General features: G+C 49.9%; 22 protein-coding genes. 16 read left to right on the top strand and 6 right to left on the bottom strand.

Annotated elements, in window-relative coordinates; translation table 11 throughout:
- Positions 1-257 precede the first annotated feature (257 nt).
- Positions 258-1,286, bottom strand: coding sequence for a spore photoproduct lyase (gene splB, locus QMA39_RS17490; protein ID WP_206934967.1), 1,029 nt, complete (start codon positions 1,284-1,286; stop codon positions 258-260).
- Positions 1,280-1,540, bottom strand: a complete 261-nt coding sequence (locus QMA39_RS17485) for a transcriptional regulator SplA domain-containing protein (RefSeq protein ID WP_027955877.1) — start codon at positions 1,538-1,540, stop codon at positions 1,280-1,282. Before QMA39_RS17485 ends, splB begins: the two co-directional genes overlap by 7 nt.
- A 156-nt stretch (positions 1,541-1,696) precedes the next feature.
- On the opposite strand from QMA39_RS17485, the gene QMA39_RS17480 reads away from it, so the two are divergent.
- From QMA39_RS17480 to QMA39_RS17460, 5 genes are all read left to right on the top strand, one after another.
- A complete protein-coding gene (locus QMA39_RS17480) occupies positions 1,697-2,224 on the top strand; it encodes a GNAT family N-acetyltransferase (RefSeq protein ID WP_281659432.1) in 528 nt (175 codons plus the stop codon).
- A gap of 351 nt (positions 2,225-2,575) precedes the next feature.
- Positions 2,576-3,439, top strand: a complete 864-nt coding sequence (gene noc, locus QMA39_RS17475; RefSeq protein ID WP_206934960.1) for a nucleoid occlusion protein — start codon at positions 2,576-2,578, stop codon at positions 3,437-3,439.
- A 110-nt stretch (positions 3,440-3,549) separates the two neighbouring features.
- A complete protein-coding gene (locus QMA39_RS17470) occupies positions 3,550-4,323 on the top strand; it encodes a ParA family protein (protein WP_027955880.1) in 774 nt (257 codons plus the stop codon).
- The gene (locus tag QMA39_RS17465) at positions 4,304-5,137 is read left to right on the top strand and encodes a ParB/RepB/Spo0J family partition protein (protein ID WP_281659431.1); all 834 of its coding nucleotides are present in this window, start codon (positions 4,304-4,306) and stop codon (positions 5,135-5,137) included. Before QMA39_RS17470 ends, QMA39_RS17465 begins: the two co-directional genes overlap by 20 nt.
- A gap of 62 nt (positions 5,138-5,199) precedes the next feature.
- On the top strand, positions 5,200-5,904 hold the full coding sequence (locus tag QMA39_RS17460) for a DUF554 domain-containing protein (protein WP_027955882.1): 705 nt from the start codon (positions 5,200-5,202) through the stop codon (positions 5,902-5,904).
- Between the two features lie 2 nt (positions 5,905-5,906).
- Here QMA39_RS17460 and yyaC read toward each other — a convergent pair whose 3' ends face one another.
- The gene (gene yyaC / locus QMA39_RS17455) at positions 5,907-6,533 is read right to left on the bottom strand and encodes a spore protease YyaC (protein ID WP_027955883.1); all 627 of its coding nucleotides are present in this window, start codon (positions 6,531-6,533) and stop codon (positions 5,907-5,909) included.
- An 89-nt stretch (positions 6,534-6,622) separates the two neighbouring features.
- Here yyaC and QMA39_RS17450 point away from each other — a divergent pair, with 89 nt between their 5' ends.
- From QMA39_RS17450 to rpsR, 7 genes are all read left to right on the top strand, one after another.
- Positions 6,623-7,642: a membrane protein gene (locus tag QMA39_RS17450; protein WP_027955884.1), complete on the top strand. Its 1,020-nt coding sequence runs from the start codon at positions 6,623-6,625 to the stop codon at positions 7,640-7,642.
- Between the two features lie 50 nt (positions 7,643-7,692).
- Positions 7,693-8,601 (top strand): mechanosensitive ion channel family protein, encoded by a 909-nt coding sequence (locus tag QMA39_RS17445; protein WP_027955885.1) that lies wholly within the window; start codon positions 7,693-7,695, stop codon positions 8,599-8,601.
- 14 nt (positions 8,602-8,615) lie between these two features.
- Positions 8,616-8,810: a DUF951 domain-containing protein gene (locus tag QMA39_RS17440; RefSeq protein ID WP_027955886.1), complete on the top strand. Its 195-nt coding sequence runs from the start codon at positions 8,616-8,618 to the stop codon at positions 8,808-8,810.
- 241 nt (positions 8,811-9,051) lie between these two features.
- Complete coding sequence (gene ychF / locus QMA39_RS17435) at positions 9,052-10,149, top strand: redox-regulated ATPase YchF (protein WP_027955887.1); 1,098 nt, start codon at positions 9,052-9,054, stop codon at positions 10,147-10,149.
- Positions 10,150-10,285: 136 nt separating this feature from the next.
- The gene (gene rpsF / locus QMA39_RS17430; protein WP_027955888.1) at positions 10,286-10,579 is read left to right on the top strand and encodes a 30S ribosomal protein S6; all 294 of its coding nucleotides are present in this window, start codon (positions 10,286-10,288) and stop codon (positions 10,577-10,579) included.
- Positions 10,580-10,591: 12 nt separating this feature from the next.
- On the top strand, positions 10,592-11,080 hold the full coding sequence (gene ssb / locus QMA39_RS17425; RefSeq protein WP_027955889.1) for a single-stranded DNA-binding protein: 489 nt from the start codon (positions 10,592-10,594) through the stop codon (positions 11,078-11,080).
- A 21-nt stretch (positions 11,081-11,101) separates the two neighbouring features.
- Complete coding sequence (gene rpsR, locus QMA39_RS17420) at positions 11,102-11,329, top strand: 30S ribosomal protein S18 (protein ID WP_027955890.1); 228 nt, start codon at positions 11,102-11,104, stop codon at positions 11,327-11,329.
- 56 nt (positions 11,330-11,385) lie between these two features.
- Here the strand turns inward: rpsR and QMA39_RS17415 are convergent, their stop codons facing one another.
- Positions 11,386-11,823 carry an Rrf2 family transcriptional regulator gene (locus QMA39_RS17415; protein ID WP_027955891.1) on the bottom strand — a complete coding sequence of 146 codons (438 nt, stop codon included), beginning with the start codon at positions 11,821-11,823 and terminating at the stop codon, positions 11,386-11,388.
- Positions 11,824-12,000: 177 nt separating this feature from the next.
- Here QMA39_RS17415 and hmpA point away from each other — a divergent pair, with 177 nt between their 5' ends.
- The gene (gene hmpA, locus QMA39_RS17410) at positions 12,001-13,227 is read left to right on the top strand and encodes an NO-inducible flavohemoprotein (protein ID WP_281659430.1); all 1,227 of its coding nucleotides are present in this window, start codon (positions 12,001-12,003) and stop codon (positions 13,225-13,227) included.
- Positions 13,228-13,229: 2 nt separating this feature from the next.
- Here hmpA and QMA39_RS17405 read toward each other — a convergent pair whose 3' ends face one another.
- The gene (locus QMA39_RS17405) at positions 13,230-13,862 is read right to left on the bottom strand and encodes a YitT family protein (protein WP_206934954.1); all 633 of its coding nucleotides are present in this window, start codon (positions 13,860-13,862) and stop codon (positions 13,230-13,232) included.
- A 527-nt stretch (positions 13,863-14,389) separates the two neighbouring features.
- The gene (locus tag QMA39_RS17400) at positions 14,390-16,072 is read right to left on the bottom strand and encodes a peptide ABC transporter substrate-binding protein (RefSeq protein ID WP_281659429.1); all 1,683 of its coding nucleotides are present in this window, start codon (positions 16,070-16,072) and stop codon (positions 14,390-14,392) included.
- A 269-nt stretch (positions 16,073-16,341) separates the two neighbouring features.
- Between QMA39_RS17400 and QMA39_RS17395 the strand changes: the two genes are divergently transcribed.
- The 3 genes from QMA39_RS17395 to QMA39_RS17385 all read left to right on the top strand — a co-directional run bounded on the left by QMA39_RS17395 (position 16,342) and on the right by QMA39_RS17385 (position 21,105).
- Positions 16,342-17,502, top strand: coding sequence for an alanine--glyoxylate aminotransferase family protein (locus tag QMA39_RS17395; RefSeq protein ID WP_206934949.1), 1,161 nt, complete (start codon positions 16,342-16,344; stop codon positions 17,500-17,502).
- Between the two features lie 3 nt (positions 17,503-17,505).
- Positions 17,506-19,092: a phosphoglycerate dehydrogenase gene (gene serA, locus QMA39_RS17390; RefSeq protein ID WP_281659428.1), complete on the top strand. Its 1,587-nt coding sequence runs from the start codon at positions 17,506-17,508 to the stop codon at positions 19,090-19,092.
- 495 nt (positions 19,093-19,587) lie between these two features.
- On the top strand, positions 19,588-21,105 hold the full coding sequence (locus QMA39_RS17385; protein WP_281659427.1) for an AbgT family transporter: 1,518 nt from the start codon (positions 19,588-19,590) through the stop codon (positions 21,103-21,105).
- Positions 21,106-21,223: the final 118 nt, after the last annotated feature.

The following is a 21,223-nucleotide window of genomic DNA, read 5'->3' as shown; positions in this document are numbered from 1 at the left end:
CTCAGTGCACAACCTCTCTCCTCTATATTCTAACGTCGGCACGAGGAGCGTTCGGTGGTGATGCCTGCGGGAACAGCACGGGCGAAGATCCACTTGGGCAGGCGACCTTCCTGACCAAGTTAGCTGAGAGCGTGCCCGCGGCATTCGTCCACCGATATGCGGAAATCGGCCCTTCACACGACAAATGGACAACTCTAACTGGTTAACACAGGCTTTTTCTACAGCCTAAAGGCCTCTGGTAGGAGGCCTTTTTTGTTTCACGTGAAATATTCAAGGCTTGCTTCAGGGAAATATTCGGCAATGTAGCCGCCGAGGACATTTTTCATCTCTTCCTGTTCATCTTTTTGGTAGACGTACTTTCCGATGCCGTAGCGTCCCCATTTGTATTTGCGTTTTTCTTCATCCATCTCAAGCTTTGTCATCGGATAGTTTTTCTGAATGACGCGTTTGGCTGGTTTTGTAAACCGGTGCTGGATCAGTTCAAACGTCAGATCCTTTACAGCACGGTCCGGGAGTCTGTCCTGGAGTTTTTCAAACAGCTCCCTGTACCCTTCCTTCCAATCCTCATAAAGGTAGATCGGGGCGATGATAAAACCGAGCGGGTAACCGGCTTCGGCCACTTTTACGGCTGCACCGATACGGTCATCGAGCCTGGATGTGCCAGGCTCCAAATATTTAATGACATAATCGGCATTCATACTGAAGCGGAACCGTGTGCGTCCGTTATGCTTCGCATCAAGGAGATGGTCCACGTGCGCAAATTTTGTCACGAACCGGAGCTGCCCATATTCGGACTGCCCGAAATATTCGATTGCCCGTTTCAAGGAATGGGTCAAGTGATCGACGCCGACAATGTCAGACGTACAGGAGGCTTCAAAGCGGGTCATTTCCGGTGCCCGCTCCTTCATGTACTGTTCCGCAGAGTCGAGCACTTCATCGACGTTCACATACGTACGGATATACGGCTTGCTGCCCATCGTCGTCTGCAGGTAGCAGTAGTGGCAGTGACCCATACAGCCTGTCGCAAGAGGGATGGCGTATTCTGCCGACGGCTTGGACGTATCAAATTTCAATGTTTTTCTTACACCGACGACAAGGGTCGATTTGGCCATCCGGTACTTTTGGAAATCATTTTCCCCCGGCAGGTTCCGGACCTGGTTATGGGAGGTGGTCTCCCGGATTTCAATCCCCATGCCTTCGAACTTTTCCTTTAATTCCCGGCCTAAGGGATATTCCAGGGCCCGGGGTTCAATATAGACAAGTTCCGGTACAAATGGTTTTACCACAGCTGTCCCTCCGATTCAGCCCCGCCGCCGAAGGCATCGTAGTAGGCCCTTTCCGCTTCCCCCTCGGAAGCATACACAGCGATGTTCTCGTCGAGTGGAAAATAAGTTTCGTACAAAAACAGAGCCAGTTCGCCCGGCTGTTCCGGATTATTGACGACGGCTGCTTCCTGTACATTCGCCACATCATACGTGTGTGGATTGCGGTAGATGACATAAACGACATCTCCCGCCTTATAGGACGGTTGAAATTCCATACGGACACCTGCTCTCATAAAATTGGTTACACTGCTATTCCTTGTCCATTTGTGCTCATGTTTCCACGAGGACAGCTTTTTTATTATGAAATTCTCTGTTAATAAAAGGAATTCAAGTCTCCTGTCCAGAAAAGGAAAAGCAGGAGGATGAGATATATGACATGGCTGTTGGGTACAGAACGTCTGATTTTAGAGCCCTTTACAGAAGATTTAATAGAGAAAACAGCAGAACTTGCTGGAGATCCGGAAGTGGCGGCGACGACATTCCTTCCCCATCCCTATACGATTGAACATGCAAAGGAATGGATTGCTTCCCATGCTTCCTGGATGGAGGAAAAGAAAGCTTTTCCTTTTGCCGTAAAGCAGAAGAAAGACGGTGGGCTGTTGGGGACGATGACGCTCCGTATCGATGAGGCACATCAAAAAGGCGAACTCGCCTATTGGATCGGCCGGCCCTTTTGGGGACAAGGTTATGGTTCCGAGGCAGCCCGGCGGGTCGTCCAGTTCGGTTTGGAGGACATCGGACTGCATCGTATCTGGGCAGCAGCGATATCCGACAACCCGGCTTCTACGCGCGTCATGCAAAAAGCCGGTCTCACCTACGAAGGAACCTTGAAGGAGGACATGCTTCATGGAGGGGAATTCAAGGATATTGACGTGTACGGCCTCGTTCGTGGATCATAGCGACGTTCCATGTGAAACAAAAGCGCCTGCTTTCAGGCGTTTTTTTGCGGGGCACAGGCATAGAACAAAATTTATCGACGAAATCTGTCAGAGAGAGAGGGAGGGAAAAACGCATCAAACCGGCACGGATTTTCAAGGATCCCGCCGGTTTCGACAGGGGAAGGATGTAAAATCTTCGTCCATCAAGATACTTTTCCCTGTATAAATGTGATAAAATAATGAGAGAAAAGAAAACGGCATACGTGTGCGCAGCAGCGTCTACAGCCTGCGGCGCTTTTTATGTTTCAAACCATTCCTTTCATTCTTATAAATAAAGGCGTATGCTTGATCGTATAAAGGTGGTGTCTGATCGTGTTACATCCTTTTGGTCGTTTATTCGGGCTTGGGGACAAACCGGAATCGGATAATGACAACAATGAGGAACAAGGCTACAGTCCCGATGAAGTTGTACAGGTTCCCGTAGATCGTGTACAGCCTAACCGCTATCAGCCACGAGCGATTTTTAACAGCGAGAAGATCAGCGAACTTGCCCAGACGATACATACGCATGGGATGATTCAGCCGATCGTTCTCCGTCGGTTAAATGAAGAAGAATATGAATTGATTGCCGGTGAACGCCGGTGGCGCGCTGTCCAGTCGCTCGGATGGGAGGCCGTTCCGGCGATCATCCGTGATATGAATGACTCCCAGACGGCGTCGGTGGCCTTAATTGAGAACCTGCAGCGGGAGGAATTAACCGTCATTGAAGAAGCGCTCGCCTATGCGAAGCTGATTGAGCTTCATCAATTGACACAGGAGGCCCTGGCTCAGCGTCTCGGTAAAAGCCAGTCGACCATTGCGAACAAAATCCGGCTTCTGAAGCTGCCGGAATCCGTCCAGCAGGCCATCATGGACAAGCAGATCACGGAGCGTCACGCCCGTGCTCTGATCGCTTTGAAGGATCCGGAAGTGCAGGAACAGGTACTGAAGGAAATCATTGAAAAGCAGCTGAACGTGAAGCAGACGGAGGAACGGATTGCCAAGCTTTCCGATCCAAAACCGAAGAAAAAGAAACCTACCCTTAAAGGGGTGAACAAGGATATGCGGATTGCGATGAATACGATCCGCCAGTCGTTGAATATGGTGACAGATACCGGAATCGATCTGGAAACAGACGAGCAGGATCATGATGATTATTATCAAATCACCATTAAAATTCCGAAGAAAAAATCATAACGTCCGGCACCCATCTTGACTTTTTGTGGAGATGGGGCTTTTTTTAAGCTGTTCCGCCTATTTTCCGGGGGAAATGGTAGAATTATACTAAAACAGAGGCAGGTGACACCATGGGGAAAGTGATTTCCATCGCAAATCAAAAAGGCGGGGTCGGTAAAACGACGACAGCCGTCAATTTAAGTGCATGCTTGGCTTATCTCCATCATAAGGTCCTTTTAGTTGATATCGACCCGCAGGGAAACGCCACGAGCGGGATAGGTGTGGAAAAGGGGGAAGTGGATCAATGCATCTACAACGTTCTCATTGATGATGTGAAGGCGGACAAAGTCCGGACGGAAACGCTCGTGCAGAACCTGGATGCCATCCCCGCCACCATCCAGCTTGCCGGTGCAGAAATTGAACTGGTGCGGACGATTTCAAGAGAAGCTCAGTTGAAAAAGTCCATGGATCAGTTGAAAGCGGATTACGACTATATCATTATTGACTGTCCGCCCTCTTTAGGCCTTTTGACGTTGAACGCCCTGACCGCTTCTGATACGGTGTTAATTCCAGTCCAGTGTGAATATTATGCGCTTGAAGGACTGAGCCAGTTGTTGAACACCATCCGGCTTGTCCAGAAGCATTTAAATAAGCAGCTGATGATTGAAGGAGTCCTGCTGACGATGCTCGATGCCAGGACCAACCTTGGTATCCAGGTAATCGAAGAAGTGAAAAAATATTTCCAGGATAAGGTCTATCAATCGATCATTCCCCGTAATGTCCGGTTGAGCGAAGCTCCCAGCCACGGACGTCCGGCGATTCTGTATGATCCGAAATCAAGAGGAGCAGAAGTCTATTTAGAATTAGCAAAGGAAGTGATTACAAATGGTGAGAGGGTTAGGTAGAGGGCTGGATTCTCTGATCACCGGCTCCATGGAGGATGATGAACTGATTGATGTGGCTGTGGGCGCATGCCGGCCGAACCCGTACCAGCCCCGCAGACAGTTCGATAAAGAGGCCCTTGACGGACTTCAGCAGTCGATTGAAACCCACGGCATCCTCCAGCCTTTAATTGTCCGGAAAAGCATTAAAGGCTATGAGATTATTGCTGGTGAGCGCCGTCTGCGGGCAGCCAGGCAGGCGGCGCTTGAGACGGTTCCTGCCATCGTCAAGAATCTGACGGATGAAGAGATGATGGAGCTTGCTCTGCTGGAGAACCTGCAGCGTGAAGATCTCTCCCCGGTGGAGGAAGCCCGTTCCTATGAAAAGCTGATCAAGGAACTGAACGTCACGCAGGAAATTCTGTCCAAACGACTCGGAAAAAGCCGCTCGCACATTGCCAATCTCATCCGTCTTTTATCGCTTCCACAAGAAGTAATCGAGCTGATTGAGTCCGGCAGCCTCTCGATGGGCCATGGACGGGCTCTGCTTGGGTTGAAAGACCGGTCGGAGCAGATTGCACTCGCCGGCCGGATCGTCAAAGAATCCCTCAATGTCCGGCAGGTGGAGCGGCTGATCCACGAAAAGAATCAGACACGTTCGAAAGATAAAAAGCAGCCGAAACCGGCCGATGTGTTTTTGAAGGAGCGCGAAACCGACCTGAGAAACCGGCTCGGTACCGCTGTGAAAATCCAAAAAGGCCGTCGGAAAGGGAAAATTGAGATCGAATTCACCAATGAAGCCGATTTGGAGAGAATTCTTGATATGTTCCAGGAGTAACGGGTACAGACCAGAGGCCTCAGGGTCTCTGGTTTATTTTTGTCTGAGGAGGTCGGAAGCCGATGGTTTTAACAGGAGCGCTCGTCAATGGACTCTGTATCGCTGTAGGTACAGGACTTGGTCTGTTTTTTACAAAAATCCCTGAGCGGTTTAAGGAAACGGTGATGAACGGGATTGGTCTTGCCGTTCTTTTGATTGGACTCCAGATGGCGTTTGAAACAGAAAACATCGTCATCGTTCTGCTCAGTCTGCTGCTCGGCGGCTTAATCGGGGAGGCGGCTTCTCTTGAGGAAAAGCTGCAGTCCACAGGTCGGTGGCTGGAGGAGAAATTCAGCCGCCCGGGTCAGGAAACCGGCATTGCACAAGGGTTCATTACCGCCTCCCTCATTTTCGTCATCGGGGCGCTGGCTGTTCTGGGTGCCCTGGATAGTGGCCTGCGCCAGGATCATGAAGTGTTGATCACTAAAGGGATCATCGATGGATTCGTTGCGCTCGTCCTGACCTCGACGCTCGGATTCGGCGTGTTGTTTTCCGTCGTACCCGTCGTGTTATATGAAGGAGGCATCGCCCTCCTGGCGACACAGATCAATGCCTGGGTGCCGGAGGCGATCCTTGATCAATTCATCGTGGAAATGACGGCAGCCGGCGGTCTGCTTATCACAGCTATCGGGCTGAATATGCTGAATATAACCAAAATCCGCACAGCCAACCTGCTGCCTTCGCTGCTGATGGTCGGAGTGATTCTCTGGGTTTACCAGTGGTTTTAATGTTACTGGATCCGTTTGTGAATGACAGGACGGGACGCTGTGAACGCCTGGAACGGACGTGTCTCCATGCTTGTTTTCTTCCGCTTCGCTTCGGTCATCTGAATGGCTGCGGCCACTTTAGCCGCCATCTGCATGACGACGTGAAGCCGTGTGTTCTGCAGGACGACATGCTCCATGAATCCACTGACATTGACCATCCCGCTGATATGGATCTGCCCTACCGGAGGCAGGTCCTTTTTTAATGCGGAGCCTGGGTTCAAGGACCCTTTACCGAGAACAACGGAACCGACGGAGGAAGATTTTCCGAGACAGGCGTCGACAGCGAGAATGTACGGGTTTACATGTTCCCGGTGGATGGCAGACAGCCGTTCTTTCAGGTTCAAGGCGTGGAGCGGCTCTTCCAGTGTGCCGTATATATGGAAGGTATCCAGTAATTGATCGTGAAGCATCGATCCGACGAGTGGACCGAAAGAATCTCCCGTGGAACGGTCGGTTCCGATACAGGCGACGACGATGTCCTTCGACGGGGGAAGCCAGTCATTCAAATAGTCGGCAAGCTGATCACTCATGGCCGGGTCTTCAGTGCTGACGCGTTTCTCTTCTTTGGAAAACTTGTCCTTGAAATTCATAGCTTCTCCTCCAGACACATAGTAGTAACAGTATATAAGGTTGTCCCTGGTTCTATACGTCGCAAATACATAGATGTGGAGGAACGGTCATGATAAAAGCGGGTTGTAAGTGGATGTTTTTGATTGTCGGAACGATGATAGGGGCCGGCTATGCTTCCGGAAGAGAGCTGTGGCAGTTTTTTGGTGATGACAGCAGTCTGGCCATCCTCTTGTTTTCCCTTATGTTCATCTTCTGCTGCTGGGTGATTTTGTCGATCAGTTTCAAGCTGGAAAGCGGCCATTATCTCCCTGTCCTCCGCGCGGTCGTCGGCCGTCGTCTGACCGGCGTATATGACTGGATGATCATCGTCTATCTGTTTACGACGACGGTCATTATGCTGGCGGGCAGTGGAGCGACCCTGCAGGCCTTTAACTTCTCTTATAAGTTCGGGGTCGTTCTGATTATCATTCCGCTTATTCTCCTGTTTGTATGGGACGTCAAAGGGATCGTCGTCGTGAACAGCTTTGTTCTGCCGCTGCTGATCGCCGGTCTGTTATTCGTCCTCATCCTGTTCATCAAAGATCAGGACCTGTCCCTTTTCGGCCATGTGCACGAGATGAGCAACTGGCTGGCGGCTTTTCCGTTTACCGCACTGAACATCCTGCCTTTGATCGCTGTCCTCGGGGCAATCGGCAACCAGGTCCGGCGGAAAGGAGAGATCTGGGTGGCCAGTATCGGAAGCGGGGTGGTCCTCGGAGTCGTTTCCTACCTATATAACAACAGTCTCATCCAAATTGCAGAAGACATCATTTTGTATGAAATCCCCCTTTTCGCGATTCTTAAACATTATCCGTACGAAATGATGATCTTCATGTCGGTGATGCTCTGGATTGCCATTTTCACCACCGCGGCCTCCGGGACACTCGGGCTCGTCACGAGGTTCCGGGATTACGTCCGGCAGCCGCTCTGGATCCTGGCGATGATGGTGATTGCCATCATGCTTCCTTTCACTTCTTTCGGTTTCTCCACGTTAATTGAATACTTGTATCCGCTGTACGGTATCCTGAATTTATACGTGCTCCTCGCCCTTCTTTTATACCCCGTTCTTTCCAGATTCAAAATTCGCTGAAAACCTGTTAAAATGAATGTCATATTCATAGACGTACAGGAGGGAAAGCGGTGAGTGAGCCAACGAAAGCTGTGGAGGATGCCAAAACACAGTGGGAGGAACTTGTCAGTTATGTCAAAGATCCGGAGATTTGGTGGAGTTATGGAATCGGCGCGTTAAAGATCATTATGATCATTGTGCTGTCTCTGCTGATTATCCGGATCGGGCGCGGTTTGATTGCGCAGTTTTTTGCGAATAAACGCAGGGGACCATTTCAAATTACCCAGCGCCGGGAAGCGACGCTGAACAAGCTGGTCGTCAATGCGTTGTCCTATGTCGTCTACTTTGTCGCCTTTATTATGATTCTGGAGACGCTGACGATCAACATCGCTGCACTCCTTGCCGGTGCCGGTGTAGCAGGCCTTGCGATCGGCTTCGGGGCCCAGAACCTTGTGCGCGACGTGATTTCCGGCTTCTTCATTATCTTTGAAGATCAATTTTCCGTCGGCGACTATATCCAGACCTCCGGTGTCGAAGGCTTCGTTGAAGAAGTCGGTCTCCGGACGTGTAAGGTGAAAGCATGGACAGGTGAAGTCCATATTCTGCCGAACGGCAATGTAACTCAGGTGACCAACTATTCCATGCACAACAGTGTGGCTGTCGTCGATGTGAAAGTGGCCTATGAGGAGGACATCGAGCGGGCAGAGCAGGTCATTTCGAAACTGCTTGAGGAACTGCCGGAACGTTATGAGGAAATCATCACTATGCCGGAACTCCTTGGTGTCCAGAACCTCGGGGCATCGGAAGTCGTGATGCGTGTGATCGCCGAGGTTAACCCGATGGAGCACTGGGCGGTGGCACGGGTGATCCGTAAAGAAGTGAAAAACCGGCTGAATCAGGAAGGCATTGAAATTCCGTTTCCACGTATGGTCATGTATTCCCGTCATGACGAGAACGAGAATGAAGCGGTCGATCAATAAGGAGGAGCACAGCTATGGCAGAGAAATCCTATGAACTCAATGATGTGGTGCAGATGAAAAAACCGCACCCCTGCGGCGAGAACCGCTGGAAAATCATCCGCATGGGGGCGGATATCCGGATCAAATGTGAAGGCTGCGGACACAGTGTCCTCGTCCCGCGCCGGAAGTTTGAAACGAAGATGAAAAAAGTGCTGGAACCGAGTGAATGAACGAAAGCCCTCCCTTTGACAGGGGAGGTTTTTTTATGGAAAGAGGGAAAAAAGGACAAACTTCCATTATTCGGTCTGTTTCTTTGGAAAGGGTGGATTTGTTATAGTGGAAAATGGACTTTTGAGCTGTGCTTTTCCCCGTAAGGACGGGACGGCGCAGGTTGTTATTTTCAAGTACAGAATCTATAATAAAGTGGACTAACATGCATGTATGTAAATCCTTAAGGAGTGAAAGTCTCATATGGCACTAACAGCTGGAATCGTAGGTTTACCGAACGTAGGGAAATCTACGTTGTTTAACGCAATTACACAGGCAGGCGCTTTATCCGCCAACTATCCGTTCGCCACAATAGATCCGAACGTCGGGATCGTGGAAGTACCGGATTCTCGGCTGGAAAAGCTGACCGAGCTTGTGAACCCTAAGAAAACTGTCCCGACCGCATTTGAGTTTACTGATATCGCCGGCATCGTCAAAGGCGCAAGTAAAGGGGAAGGTCTCGGCAACCAGTTCCTCTCCCATATCCGCCAGGTGGATGCAATCTGCCACGTTGTACGCGCATTCGAAGATGAAAACATCACCCACGTATCCGGTCAGGTCGATCCGATCACGGATATCGAAACGATCAACCTCGAACTGATCCTTGCCGACCTTGAGACGGTTTCGAAGCGTCTGGACCGTGTGGCCAAGCTTGCCCGTCAGAAGGACAAGGACGCCGTTGCTGAATATGCCGTTCTTGAAAAGCTGAAGGAAGCATTGGAAGCTGAAACACCCGCCCGCGCTGTCGAATTCAGCACCGATCAGGAAAAAGTCGTGAAAGGTCTCCATCTTTTAACTTCCAAGCCCATCCTCTATGTGGCTAACGTAAGTGAAGATGAGATTGGCGAAGGCGACAATGACAAAGTGAAGCAGATCCGTGAATTTGCGGCTAAAGAGAACGCAGAAGTTATTGTCGTCTGTGCAAAAATCGAGTCTGAAATCGCTGAGCTTGATGGCGATGAAAAGGACGAATTCCTGGACGATCTGGGAATCGAGGAATCCGGCCTTGATCAATTGATCAAAGCGACCTACAACCTGCTCGGCCTGGCGACATATTTCACTGCCGGCGAACAGGAAGTGCGCGCATGGACCTTTAAGGAAGGCATGACCGCTCCGCAGGCGGCCGGCATCATTCATACGGACTTCGAGCGCGGCTTCATCCGTGCTGAGACAGTGTCCTATGAGGATCTTGTCGACGCGGGAACCATGGGGGCAGCCCGCGACCGCGGCCGTGTCCGCCTTGAAGGAAAAGAATATTTGGTCAAAGACGGTGACGTCATCCATTTCCGTTTTAACGTATAAGCGGGGAACCTTCCACAAAAGGTTGTAAAGTGAGGACAAGTTTGTTACAATACTATATTGTGAGTAATTAAACGAATTACTCCTTGCTCCTCTTTACGAAAAAGGAGCCGTTAAGTCCATAAGGAGGTGAAAACGGATGAATAGAAAATACGAAATCATGTATATCATCCGCCCAGATATCGAGGAGGAAGCGAAAACGTCTGTCAAAGATCGTTTCAGCAAAATCCTTACAGATAACGGAGCGGAGATCCAGGAAGTTAAAGAACTAGGCAAGCGCCGTCTTGCTTATGAAATTAACGACCACCGTGATGGAATCTACGTAACAGTTGATTTCAACGGTACACGTGAAGCGATCAATGAATTCGACCGTCAGGCGAAGTTCACGGATGATATTATCCGCCACATCGCAGTACGCGAAGATGACAAATAAGGAGTGATTCTGGTGTTAAATCGTGTCGTACTAGCCGGCAGATTGACGAAGGATCCTGATTTACGCTATACGCCAAACGGAGTAGCTGTCGCCAACTTTACGATCGCTGTCAACCGCCCGTTCTCAAACAATCAGGGAGATCGCGATGCCGATTTCATTAACTGTGTCGTTTGGAGAAGAGCAGCGGAGAACCTTGCGAATTTCATGAGTAAAGGCAGTCTTGTCGGAGTGGACGGACGTCTACAGTCCCGCAGTTTCGACAATCAGGAAGGCAAGCGTGTGTTTGTAACCGAAGTCGTTGCAGACAGCGTACAATTCCTAGAATCCAAGGGTGGTTCTTCGCAGGGCGGAGGAAACCGTGGAGGTTCAGGATACCAGCCAAATCAGAATCAACCATCAGGAAACAACTTCGGTTCCAATAATAATAATCAACGAAACGATGACCCATTCGCAGATAATGGGGAACCCATCGATATATCAGACGACGATCTACCATTTTAATCAGAAAGGAGTGAATGCTACATGGCACGTCGTGGACGCGGAAAACGTAAAAAGGTGTGTTTCTTCACAGCTAACGGAATCACACACATCGACTATAAAGATGTTGATTTGCTGAAACGTTTCGTCTCTGACCGTGGAAAAATTCTTCCTCGTCGAGTAACTGGAACTTCTGCTAAATATCAGCGTAAATTGACAAAAGCGATCAAACGCTCTCGTCAAATGGCCCTGCTTCCTTACTCTACTGAGTAATAGCAGCGTTACTAAAAACCGTGAAGTCTTTTAAAGACTTCACGGTTTTTTTATGTTCAGGCCAGCCCCATCAGCTTCTGCAGTTCTCCCCGATTATCCAGTAAGTCCGCCAGTGTATAGCTGTCCAGCACTTGAAAGAATGCGGCCAGGGCTTCGTGCAGGGCACGCTTCAGCCGGCAGGCCGGTGTAAGGACACAGTAATCCGATCCGCAGTCAAAGCACTCCAACAGGTGGAAATTATCCTCCATCGCCCGTACGACGCTTCCAATGTTTATATCTTTCGGTTCTTCAGCCAGACGAATTCCTCCAGCTCTTCCCCGGATCGTTTCAATCAGACCGAGCCTGCTCAATTCATGAATGATTTTCCCCAGATGGTTTTCAGATATATGAAACACCTCGGAAATTTCCTTTTTATTCGCCAGGGCACCGTCTTCCTTGGACCCGGCAAACATCAGTACCCTCAGGGCATAATCCGTATATTTCTTCAGATGCATGTCCGGCACCCCTTTTTGTTTTCCTGTTTCCTTTATCATACCACATGTATTTCTATGAAAAGCGGTGGGAAGATTGCCTTCGAATTGTCAAATCTTTTTGTGAAAAAGACGTTGCAGAAGACGTCCCTTTCGATACAATAAAGGTGTATACAAAATACATCTTTTAAAGGGGTTTGAATGATGACCAATCACGTTAAACATCCGCTTGATGAAAAAACTGTACGGATTATCAAGGCCACCGTTCCTGTGCTGGAGGAGCATGGGGAGGCCATTACGACCTTGTTTTACAAACGACTTTTTGAAAATTACCCGGAGCTTAAAAACATTTTCAACCAGACCCACCAACGTGCGGGAGACCAGCCGAGAGCTTTGGCGAACATGGTTTACATGGCAGCTCTTCACATCGAAAACCTTGGGTCGGTGCTTCCTCAGGTGAGAACCGTTGCGGAAAAGCATCGAAGCTTGAATGTTCAGCCGGAACATTATCCGATTGTTGGTGAATATCTGCTGAAGGCGATGAAGGAAGTGCTTGGCGAGCAGGCGACGGATGAAGTCCTTGGAGCCTGGGGAGAGGCTTACGGTGTCATTGCAGGTGTTTTCATCGATGTGGAAAAAGATTTGTATGAAGCAGCCGAGGATCAGAAGGGTGGCTGGGCAGACTGGAGGTTGATGCAGGTCGTTGATAAATTGAAGGAAAGTGATGAAATGACGTCCTTTTACCTGCAGCCGGAAGATGAGCGCCCACTGCCCCGTTACAAAGCTGGTCAATACATTACGGTGAAGGCTGAGATCGAAGGAGAGTCTTATGATCATCTTCGTCAGTACAGCTTATCTGATGCACCGGGCAGTGGTTATTTCAGAATCACCGTCAAACGTGAGGCAGGATCAGAAGACGTTCCGGCGGGGATCGTTTCGACGTGGCTGCATGACCATGTGAACGTTGGAGATGCGCTTCCGGTAAGCGTTCCGGCCGGCGATTTTCATCTGGATGATCATAAGCGTCCGCTCGTTCTAATCAGCGGAGGAGCAGGATTGACTCCTTTGATGAGCATGCAGAAAGAAGCGGCAGCCCGGCAGCCTGAACGGGATATTTACGTTGTCCATGCGGCAAGAAGCGGGAGCGTTCATGCGTTCAGGGAGGAAATGATGAAGAGGAAGGCCTGTTTCGTTTATGAACAGCCGACTGAGGAAGATATCCGCTCCGGATCGTTCCATGAGCGGGGCTTCATCAATCTGGATATCCTTCAGCGGACGGTTCCGAAAGATGCTGAATTTTACTTCTGTGGACCGAAGGGGTTTATGACAGCAGTGTACAGCAGTCTGACCGAGTGGGGTGTGAAGGAGGATGCGATGCACTATGAATTTTTCGGTCCTCAGGAGGCATTGGTGCTGAGAGAATCGTAACGTTACGACTCTCTCAGTGGAGCAGCCTGGAAGGTGCGCTGGTCGAACTGGTCGATCATCTTCATAAAGATATTAATGATATACCCGCTGAAAATGGTAATGATCACGGTGCCGATTCCCACGGCTCCTCCAAACAAGGCCGCCAGAATGACAAGAATGATGCTGATGAAGGCTCTCGATATCGAAACGTTCCATCCTGTTAAATCTTTAATCACAAGCATCATCCGGTCGAAGGGATTCGGTGCGAAATCTGCCTGAAGGTTCATCGCAATCCCGAAACCGGCAATGATCATGCCGCTGATCAGGCAGATAAACTGTACGGCTCCCGTTTCCGGCTGGACGGATTCTCTTAGAAGAAACACCCAGAAATCAATCCCCGCCCCTGTCATCAGAGAGGTGATGACAGCGAAAAGTTCCGGTTTTTTCCTCGATGCCGCCGCATTAAACAGGATCATCGTCAGGCCGACAACAATTTCCCAACTGCCGATCGTCAATCCGAATGTCCGGTGCAGTCCTACAAGAAGGGCGTCAAAAGGAGAGGTACCGAGGGAGGATTGAATCGTCAAGGCAATACCAGCGGTCATAATGAAAAGGCCTGCCATATAATACAAGCCTCGGATGTAATGGCGTTTCATGACACCACCCCTTTTCTCGTTATCCTTAGACTATACAGCGGGAGTCACCCGGATTTCAAGGGAGAGGTGTAAATAAAAGTAAAAAAGCAGGAGCTTATGGCTCCTGCCTTTCAAGCTGGTGAGTGAGGAACCTTGACCACCATTTGGATGAACGGTCACGTTCCGCTTATCGGTGGATGCCTGCCGCGGTCACGGCCTCAGCTAACTTGGGCAGAAAGAACACCTGCCCACGTGGATCTTCGACCTGTGCTGTTCCCGCAGGCGTCACCACCGAACGCTCCTCGTGACTTAACCAAATGATGAAGGATATGAAGGCTCTAAAAGATCTTTGTTTCACAAGAACATGCCGTACGGGTCATGACAGGAACCCTGAACGATGTGTCGTATACGTGCAGGGAGACGTCCACTTACCGTAATCGAAAGCATTTTCCTTGAATAAGGAAGACTGGAGGCGTTGGGGTAAATGGGAGTTATCTACATATAAAAAAGCAGGAGCTTTTTAGCTCCTGCTTTTTTATAGGATAGAATCACTCTTCAACGTAAGCCCACTTGAATTCGAATTCAGGGCCTGTTGCTGTAGAATACACGCCTTTGATGGACGGGCGGAACAGCTGTGCTTTGGCATCCTGATAGATAGGAGCCACAGCCTGATCTTCTTCAAGAAGCAGCTTCTCAGCTTCCAGGAAGGTTTCAAAACGCTTCGCCGGGTCCTGGGCGTATTCTGTGTTGGCTTTTTCAATTAAGCTGTCATACTCTTCGCTGGAGTACGCCATGTTGTTGTTCTGACCATCTGTCAGGTACATGTTCAAGTACGTGTTCGGGTCCACGTAGTCTGGTCCCCACGTAGCCGCTTCGATTTCGAATTCGGAATTGTTATCACGGCGGACACGTTCTTTAAATGGAACTTCCAGAAGTTTGATCGTCAGTCCTTCCAGGTTTTCCTCAAGCTGTCCTTTGTAATACGCAAGGGCATCTTTGGATGTCCCGGTATCATCACCAAGAAGCTCTATTTCAACAGAATCTGTACCGAGTTCCTCAAGGGCCTTGTCCCAGTGCTCTTTTGCTTTCTCAACATTGGATTCTACAAGTGACCCTTGTGCCTCGCGGAAATCTTCCTCACTGTCCGGCATGGACACGAAGTTGGATGGTACATAGCCTTCTGCCGGGACGGATCCGTCATTCAGGATGACATCGACAAGACCTTGACGATCGATCCCGTAGGAAATCGCCTTACGTACGTTCACATTGGCAAGGGCCTCGTTATTTTCCTGGTTGAACTTGAAGAAATATAAGTATGGTTTTTCGACGACGTTGAACGCTTCGTTCGTACGATACTGGTCGACAAATTCCGCATTCAATTCTGTCTGATCAATTTCACCGGACTCATAAAGGTTCACACCGGTGGAAACCTCTTTTACAACTTTAGCATTGATTTTTTCAAGCTGTACCGTTTCGTTATCCCAGTACGAATCGCTCTTTTCGATGGACCAGCCTTCGCCGTGGCTCCACTCTGTCATTTCGAACGGTCCGTTGGAAATGGTATATTCCGCTTCTGTTGCGAACTTGTCCCCCTGTTCTTCAACGTATGCCTGGTTCAGCGGCATGAACGTGATGAAGACCGTCATGGACTCAAAGTAAGGAACCGGCTTTTCCAATTCGACTTCAAGCGTTTTATCATCTACAGCTGTAGCTCCGAGGTCTTCCAGGGAAGCTTCCCCGTTGCTGATTTCTGTCGCATTTTTAATAATCCCACCAAGGAAGTATGGACCGTACTCGGAGCCCACTTCCGGATCAACCGCTCTTCTCCACGCGTAAACGAAATCATCAGCGGTAACCGGGTCGCCGTTTGACCATTCGGCGTCACGCAGGTTGAATGTCCACGTCAGGCCGTCTTCGCTTACTTCAGAGCTTTCCGCCATTCCGTTGACAAGCTGGCTGTTTTCATCGAGTCGGTAAAGTCCCTCGTAGGTTTCCCCTGCCCATTGGAATCCGACGGAATCCGTAATCAAGGACGGGTCCATGCTTGGGATCTCACTTTTAGATGTAATCGTGATTTCCTGTTCTCCTGAAGCACTGCTTTCTTCTGTTCCTTCTGATGTTTCCTCATTACCTTCTCCTGATTCAGATGATGTTTCATTGTCCCCGCCGCTGCACGCTGCAAGTACGAGCACAAACATCAATCCGAAAAGCACCAACAGATGTTTTCTCAAAGTGACTCCCCCTATAGTTTAAATTTTCTAAAAATAATTACTTTTTGAATTATACAAATAAATAAGAAAAAAAGCAAAGTCTATTTTTGTCTAATCCTTTGGCATACGCGGGAAAATATAGGCTTATCCTGCTATAAACAGAATATTCCCATTACATTGACATCGGGTTTACTTCTGATAGGATTATAGAATATCCAATTCTTTTCTAACGTTTTAACGCGTCTAAAAGATGAAAAGAGAGCATTGAATAAATAGGAGGTACAAGTCGAATGAAGCGTGAATGGGATTTGCTTCATACTCCGGGGCCGACGCCGATCCCGCCGAGTGTGGACCGCAGTATGAGTCAGCCGATGATTGGACACAGAGGAGAAAAATGCAAGGAATTGATGCAGGACATCGCCCCGAGGTTGAAGCCGGTCTTCGGTACATCTGGTGACGTTCTCGTTATAACAGGAAGTGGGACGTCCGCGCTGGAATCTGCTGTCGTCAATGCCACCCAGCCGGGAGATGAAGTGCTTGTCGTTGTTGCCGGTGCTTTCGGTGATCGTTTTGCCCAGATTTGTCAAACCTATGAATTGAATGTCCATCGCCTCGATGTCACATGGGGAGAGGCTGTGAAGGTCGAAGAGGTCACACAGGCTCTACAGGAGAACCCGGAAATCAAGGCTGTATTCGTGACGCACTGTGAAACGTCGACCGGAGTCATGCACCCGGTGGAGGCCGTCGCTGAAAAAGTGAAGGAAGTCAGTGAGGCGCTTGTCATTGTTGATGGTGTCTCTTCGATCGGCGGCGCTGGTTTGAATATGGACGCCTCTGGAATCGATATCTTAGTCTCCGGTTCACAAAAGGCGATGATGCTCCCGGCCGGTCTTGCATTTGTTGCAGTGGCGGATTCTGCCTGGACGGTCATCGATCAGAACCCGAGACCGCGCTTTTATTTGGATCTGCGCGTCTACCGGAAGCAGCTGATGGCCGGTCAGACCCCGTACACTCCGGCTCTTTCCCTGCTGTTTGGACTGCAGGAAGCGCTGCGTCTTTTAGAGGAAGAAACGTTGGAAAAAGTGTATGAACGTCATGCATTAATGAAGCAGATGACACGTGAAGCGTTTCAGGCTCTTCAAATTCCTCTGCTCGTTTCCGATGGAGAAGCATCCACGACGGTCACCTCCGTCCGGCCGGAAACGTTCGAAGCCGAGCAGTTGAGAAAACTGGCAAGAGAAGAATTCGGCCTGCAGCTTGCCGGCGGACAGAAACAGCTGAAGGGTGAAATCTTCCGTGTCGGCCATATGGGGTACTCCCGTCCGGCCAATGTTCTGCAGTATATCGGCATTATCGAAATCATTCTGAAGCGCCTTGGTCATACGTTTGAACCGGGTGCGGGTACAGCAGCAGCTCAGGCCGCGTACCTCGATTTTACAAGGGAGGATTAATCCATGCACCGAGTGTTAATTAGTGATCCATTGAGCGAGGAAGGCATCAAACCGCTCCGAGAAGCGGATGATATAGAAATCATTAAGGAAACGTCCATGTCCCATGAGGAACTGTTGGAAGCGGTCGGCTCCGCAAAAGCATTGATTGTCCGCAGCCAGACACAGGTGACGCGTGAAGTCATCGAACATGGAACCCACCTGAAAATCATCGGCCGTGCCGGTGTCGGTGTTGATAACATCGATTTGGATGCGGCCACTGACAATGGTGTGATTGTCGTGAACGCCCCGGATGGCAATACGATTTCCACAGCCGAACACACTATGGCGATGCTCATGTCCCTGGCCCGCAACATCCCGCAGGCGTATCACCAGCTTCAGCAGAAACGCTGGGAACGTAAGAAGTTCGTCGGTGTGGAGCTGAAGGATAAAGTGCTTGGAATTGTCGGATTCGGACGGATCGGCCGCGAGGTGGCCCAGCGCGCCAAAGGGCACCGCATGAAAGTCGTTGCCTTCGACCCTTTTCTTAATGAAGAAAAAGCACAGAAGGCAGGCGTCACCCACGGTACATTGGAAGAAGTGCTCCAGCAGGCGGATTTCCTGACTGTACATACGCCGCTGATTGAAAAAACGAAGCATTTGATTAATGAAGAAGCGATCGCACTCATGAAAGACGGTGCCCGTATTTTGAACTGTGCCCGCGGCGGAATCGTGGAGGAGAATGCCCTGTATGAGGCAGTTAAATCCGGGAAAATTGCAGGAGCGGCCCTTGATGTATTTGAAGAAGAACCGGCAACCGAGCATCCGCTGCTGTCCCTTCCTGAAGTGATTGCCACTCCTCACCTCGGTGCAAGTACCGTGGAAGCGCAGGAAAACGTTGCGACAGATGTCAGTGCGGACGTACTTGAACTGCTGCGCGGCGGAACTGTGAGAAATCCGGTGAACCTGCCTTCGGTGTCTACGGAAATGATGGAGAAGCTGTCTCCATACTTTACGCTATCCGAACGTCTCGGTTCGTTTGTGTCCCGGATTGCAGAAGGCACCTTTGAAAAAATCAATGTCTACTACAGTGGTGAACTTCTCGACATCGATACGACTCCGTTGACGAGAATTGCGGTGAAAGGCATCCTCGGTCGTTACATCGGCAGCCGCGTTAACGATGTCAACGCCTATAAGACAGCTGCGGATAAAGGGATTACCATCAATGAGCAGAAGTCTACGAAAACGAAAGGGTTCACGAACCTCATTACGGTTGAAATTGAAACCGACAAGGAAACACGAAGTGCAGCCGGTACCCGGTTGAATGGACTTGGAGCGAGGATCGTGCAGCTCGACCAATACTCCATCGATATCGTTCCGGAAGGTCATTTGATTGTCATTCACCATACCGACCAGCCTGGAGCCATCGGCCGTGTCGGAAGTCTGCTGGCTGAGCAGGACGTCAACATTGCAACGATGCAGGTGGGACGTGCCAACGAAGGTGGAGAAGCGGTCATGGTCTTAACCGTCGATAAAGCCATTGATAAGCAGGCGGCTGATCAGCTTTCTGAGATTGCCGACATCCGTCAGGTGGATTATTTAACTCTTAAATAAACAAAAGACCGGCCTGAGCAGGCCGGTCTCAGCTTGTAGAGAAACCTCTGTTTCTTTACAAGCTTTTTTTCTGTCTTACCGCCGGGAGCGTAAGCCCTTCCCTTTCCGCGCCCGATCTTCCTCCCCGGCCCACTCGTTCTTCCGGAACGGTCTGCGCCCCATACGTAATTGAAAAAAGTTCATTTTCGATTATATTCAGTCTAATAATAAGAGGCGGTCTTCTGTTTAACGGAAAATCGTTCTCTTTTTTGGTGAGGTTACGAGGAGCGTTCGGTGGTGACGCCCGCGGCAAGCATCCACCGATAAGCGGAACGTGGCCGCTCTGTATAGGGGGAACTTTATAAGGAGGAACGCCGTCTAATGATCTGCCTGTGGGTTGATTTGTATGTGGTTTTTGTAAAAGTGAAACATAAACTTTGACTTTGAGACAATCCCTTGTTAAATTTAATGCCGACCTTATTTGTAAGTATTAGATAAAAAACAAGGAGGACCATTATGAATGCTCAACAAAAAGAAGCTTCTGCCCCGAAAAAGCTTCTCTTCCGTATATTAGACGGGATCGAGTGGCTGGGGAATAAGCTGCCCTCTCCTTTGCTGCTGTTTGCCATTCTGGCAGCGCTTGTCGTGGTGATTTCCGGCATCTTCTCCGGTGTATCTGTCACCAACCCGACCTCAGGAGAAGTGGTCGAAGTCAAAAACCTATTCAGTCTCAGTGGACTGGAGTATATATTCAACAGTGCCGTAGAAAACTTCATCGGCTTTCCGCCGCTTGGCGCCGTTCTTGTAACGATGCTCGGTATCGGGCTTGCGGAACAGACAGGACTGATCAACGCCTCGCTGAAGGGCATCGTCTTTTCCTTCCCGCGCCGCCTGCTTACAGCTGCGCTTGTATTTGCCGGTGTTATGTCCAGTGTGGCGGTTAACGCCGGATATGTTGTTCTTCCGCCGCTTGGCGCTGTCCTGTTCCTTGGACTGGGACGTCACCCGCTTGCCGGTCTGGCTGCGGCCTTCGCCGGTGTCTCCGGTGGTTTCGGTGCCAACCTGGCGCTGACGTCCACGGATGCCATTCTGCTTGAGTTGACGGCTGATGCGGCCAGTACCATTGACCCTGCCTACGCCGATACGATTACGGTGACGATGAACTATTTCTTTGCCGCTGTTTCGGTCGCGTTGATTACGATTGTCGGTACATTCGTGACTGATAAAATTGTAGAACCGCGTCTTGGCACTTATAAAGGGGACGAAGCCGGGGATATTGATGAACTGACGGCCCTGGAGAAAAAAGGGATGCGCCGGGCTGGTATCGGTTTCCTCCTCACCTTCGCCTTGATGGCCTATCTTTCCTTCGGGCCGCTGCGCGGGGACGGGGCTTATATCGAATCGCCGTTCTTCAACGCCCTGGTCTTTGTTATTTTCATCCTGTTCCTCATCCCGGGACTGATTTACGGGATTGTCGTCAAGGAGATTTCCAATGACAAAGACTTGACCAAACTGTTAGGAAAAACGATGGCCACGATGAGCGGCTACATCGCTCTCGCCTTTACGGCCGGTCAGTTTATTGCTTACTTCCGTGAAACCAATCTTGGAACCGTCATCGCTTTCAGAGGCGCTGATTTTCTTGATTCCACAGGATTTGACGGCATCGGGCTGATCCTGACGTTCCTCGGCCTGACGATGGTCGTCAACTTCTTTATCGGAAGTTCTTCGGCGAAATGGACGATTCTTGCACCGGTGTTCGTTCCGATCATGATGAATCTCGGGTATTCCCCGGAATTCACGACACTGCTGTACCGGATTGCGGACTCTGTGACGAATATGATCACCCCGCTGCTCTTGTACTTCCCGGTGGTCATTGCATTTGCTCAGCGTTATGACAAGAAGCTCGGCATCGGTACCCTCATCTCCATGATGATTCCGTATTCGGTCGCCTTCCTGCTTGCATGGCTGCTGCTCTTACTTGTCTGGGTACTCGTTGGGATTCCAGTCGGACCGGGAGCTCCAATCAGCTATTAATGACTCAGCACAGATTATGAAAAAAGGCCGGACTCCTTCAATGGAGTCCGGCCTTTCAACTTGTTAGGGGAACGTGGTGTTTTTCTAGTGCTTCCAGGCAAAAAAGACTCTGAAGCAG

It is taken from the genome of Halobacillus sp. Cin3, assembly GCF_947311855.1.
Classification (GTDB): Bacteria; Bacillota; Bacilli; order Bacillales; family Halobacillaceae; genus Halobacillus; species Halobacillus kuroshimensis.
Note: the sequence above shows the minus strand (reverse complement) of the source record. Positions and strands in the feature narration are given on the sequence as shown.

What these genes read in the sequence shown, in the direction of transcription:
- QMA39_RS17485 (WP_027955877.1), bottom strand. Translation starts at nt 1,540, where the DNA reads ATGGAATTTCAACCGTCCTATAAGGCGGGAGATGTCGTTTATGTCATC.
- QMA39_RS17480 (WP_281659432.1), top strand. Translation starts at nt 1,697, where the DNA reads ATGACATGGCTGTTGGGTACAGAACGTCTGATTTTAGAGCCCTTTACA.
- QMA39_RS17470 (WP_027955880.1), top strand. Translation starts at nt 3,550, where the DNA reads ATGGGGAAAGTGATTTCCATCGCAAATCAAAAAGGCGGGGTCGGTAAA.
- QMA39_RS17465 (WP_281659431.1), top strand. Translation starts at nt 4,304, where the DNA reads ATGGTGAGAGGGTTAGGTAGAGGGCTGGATTCTCTGATCACCGGCTCC.
- QMA39_RS17460 (WP_027955882.1), top strand. Translation starts at nt 5,200, where the DNA reads ATGGTTTTAACAGGAGCGCTCGTCAATGGACTCTGTATCGCTGTAGGT.
- yyaC (WP_027955883.1), bottom strand. Translation starts at nt 6,533, where the DNA reads ATGAATTTCAAGGACAAGTTTTCCAAAGAAGAGAAACGCGTCAGCACT.
- QMA39_RS17450 (WP_027955884.1), top strand. Translation starts at nt 6,623, where the DNA reads ATGATAAAAGCGGGTTGTAAGTGGATGTTTTTGATTGTCGGAACGATG.
- QMA39_RS17440 (WP_027955886.1), top strand. Translation starts at nt 8,616, where the DNA reads ATGGCAGAGAAATCCTATGAACTCAATGATGTGGTGCAGATGAAAAAA.
- ychF (WP_027955887.1), top strand. Translation starts at nt 9,052, where the DNA reads ATGGCACTAACAGCTGGAATCGTAGGTTTACCGAACGTAGGGAAATCT.
- rpsF (WP_027955888.1), top strand. Translation starts at nt 10,286, where the DNA reads ATGAATAGAAAATACGAAATCATGTATATCATCCGCCCAGATATCGAG.
- rpsR (WP_027955890.1), top strand. Translation starts at nt 11,102, where the DNA reads ATGGCACGTCGTGGACGCGGAAAACGTAAAAAGGTGTGTTTCTTCACA.
- QMA39_RS17415 (WP_027955891.1), bottom strand. Translation starts at nt 11,823, where the DNA reads ATGCATCTGAAGAAATATACGGATTATGCCCTGAGGGTACTGATGTTT.
- hmpA (WP_281659430.1), top strand. Translation starts at nt 12,001, where the DNA reads ATGATGACCAATCACGTTAAACATCCGCTTGATGAAAAAACTGTACGG.
- QMA39_RS17405 (WP_206934954.1), bottom strand. Translation starts at nt 13,862, where the DNA reads ATGAAACGCCATTACATCCGAGGCTTGTATTATATGGCAGGCCTTTTC.
- QMA39_RS17395 (WP_206934949.1), top strand. Translation starts at nt 16,342, where the DNA reads ATGAAGCGTGAATGGGATTTGCTTCATACTCCGGGGCCGACGCCGATC.
- serA (WP_281659428.1), top strand. Translation starts at nt 17,506, where the DNA reads ATGCACCGAGTGTTAATTAGTGATCCATTGAGCGAGGAAGGCATCAAA.
- QMA39_RS17385 (WP_281659427.1), top strand. Translation starts at nt 19,588, where the DNA reads ATGAATGCTCAACAAAAAGAAGCTTCTGCCCCGAAAAAGCTTCTCTTC.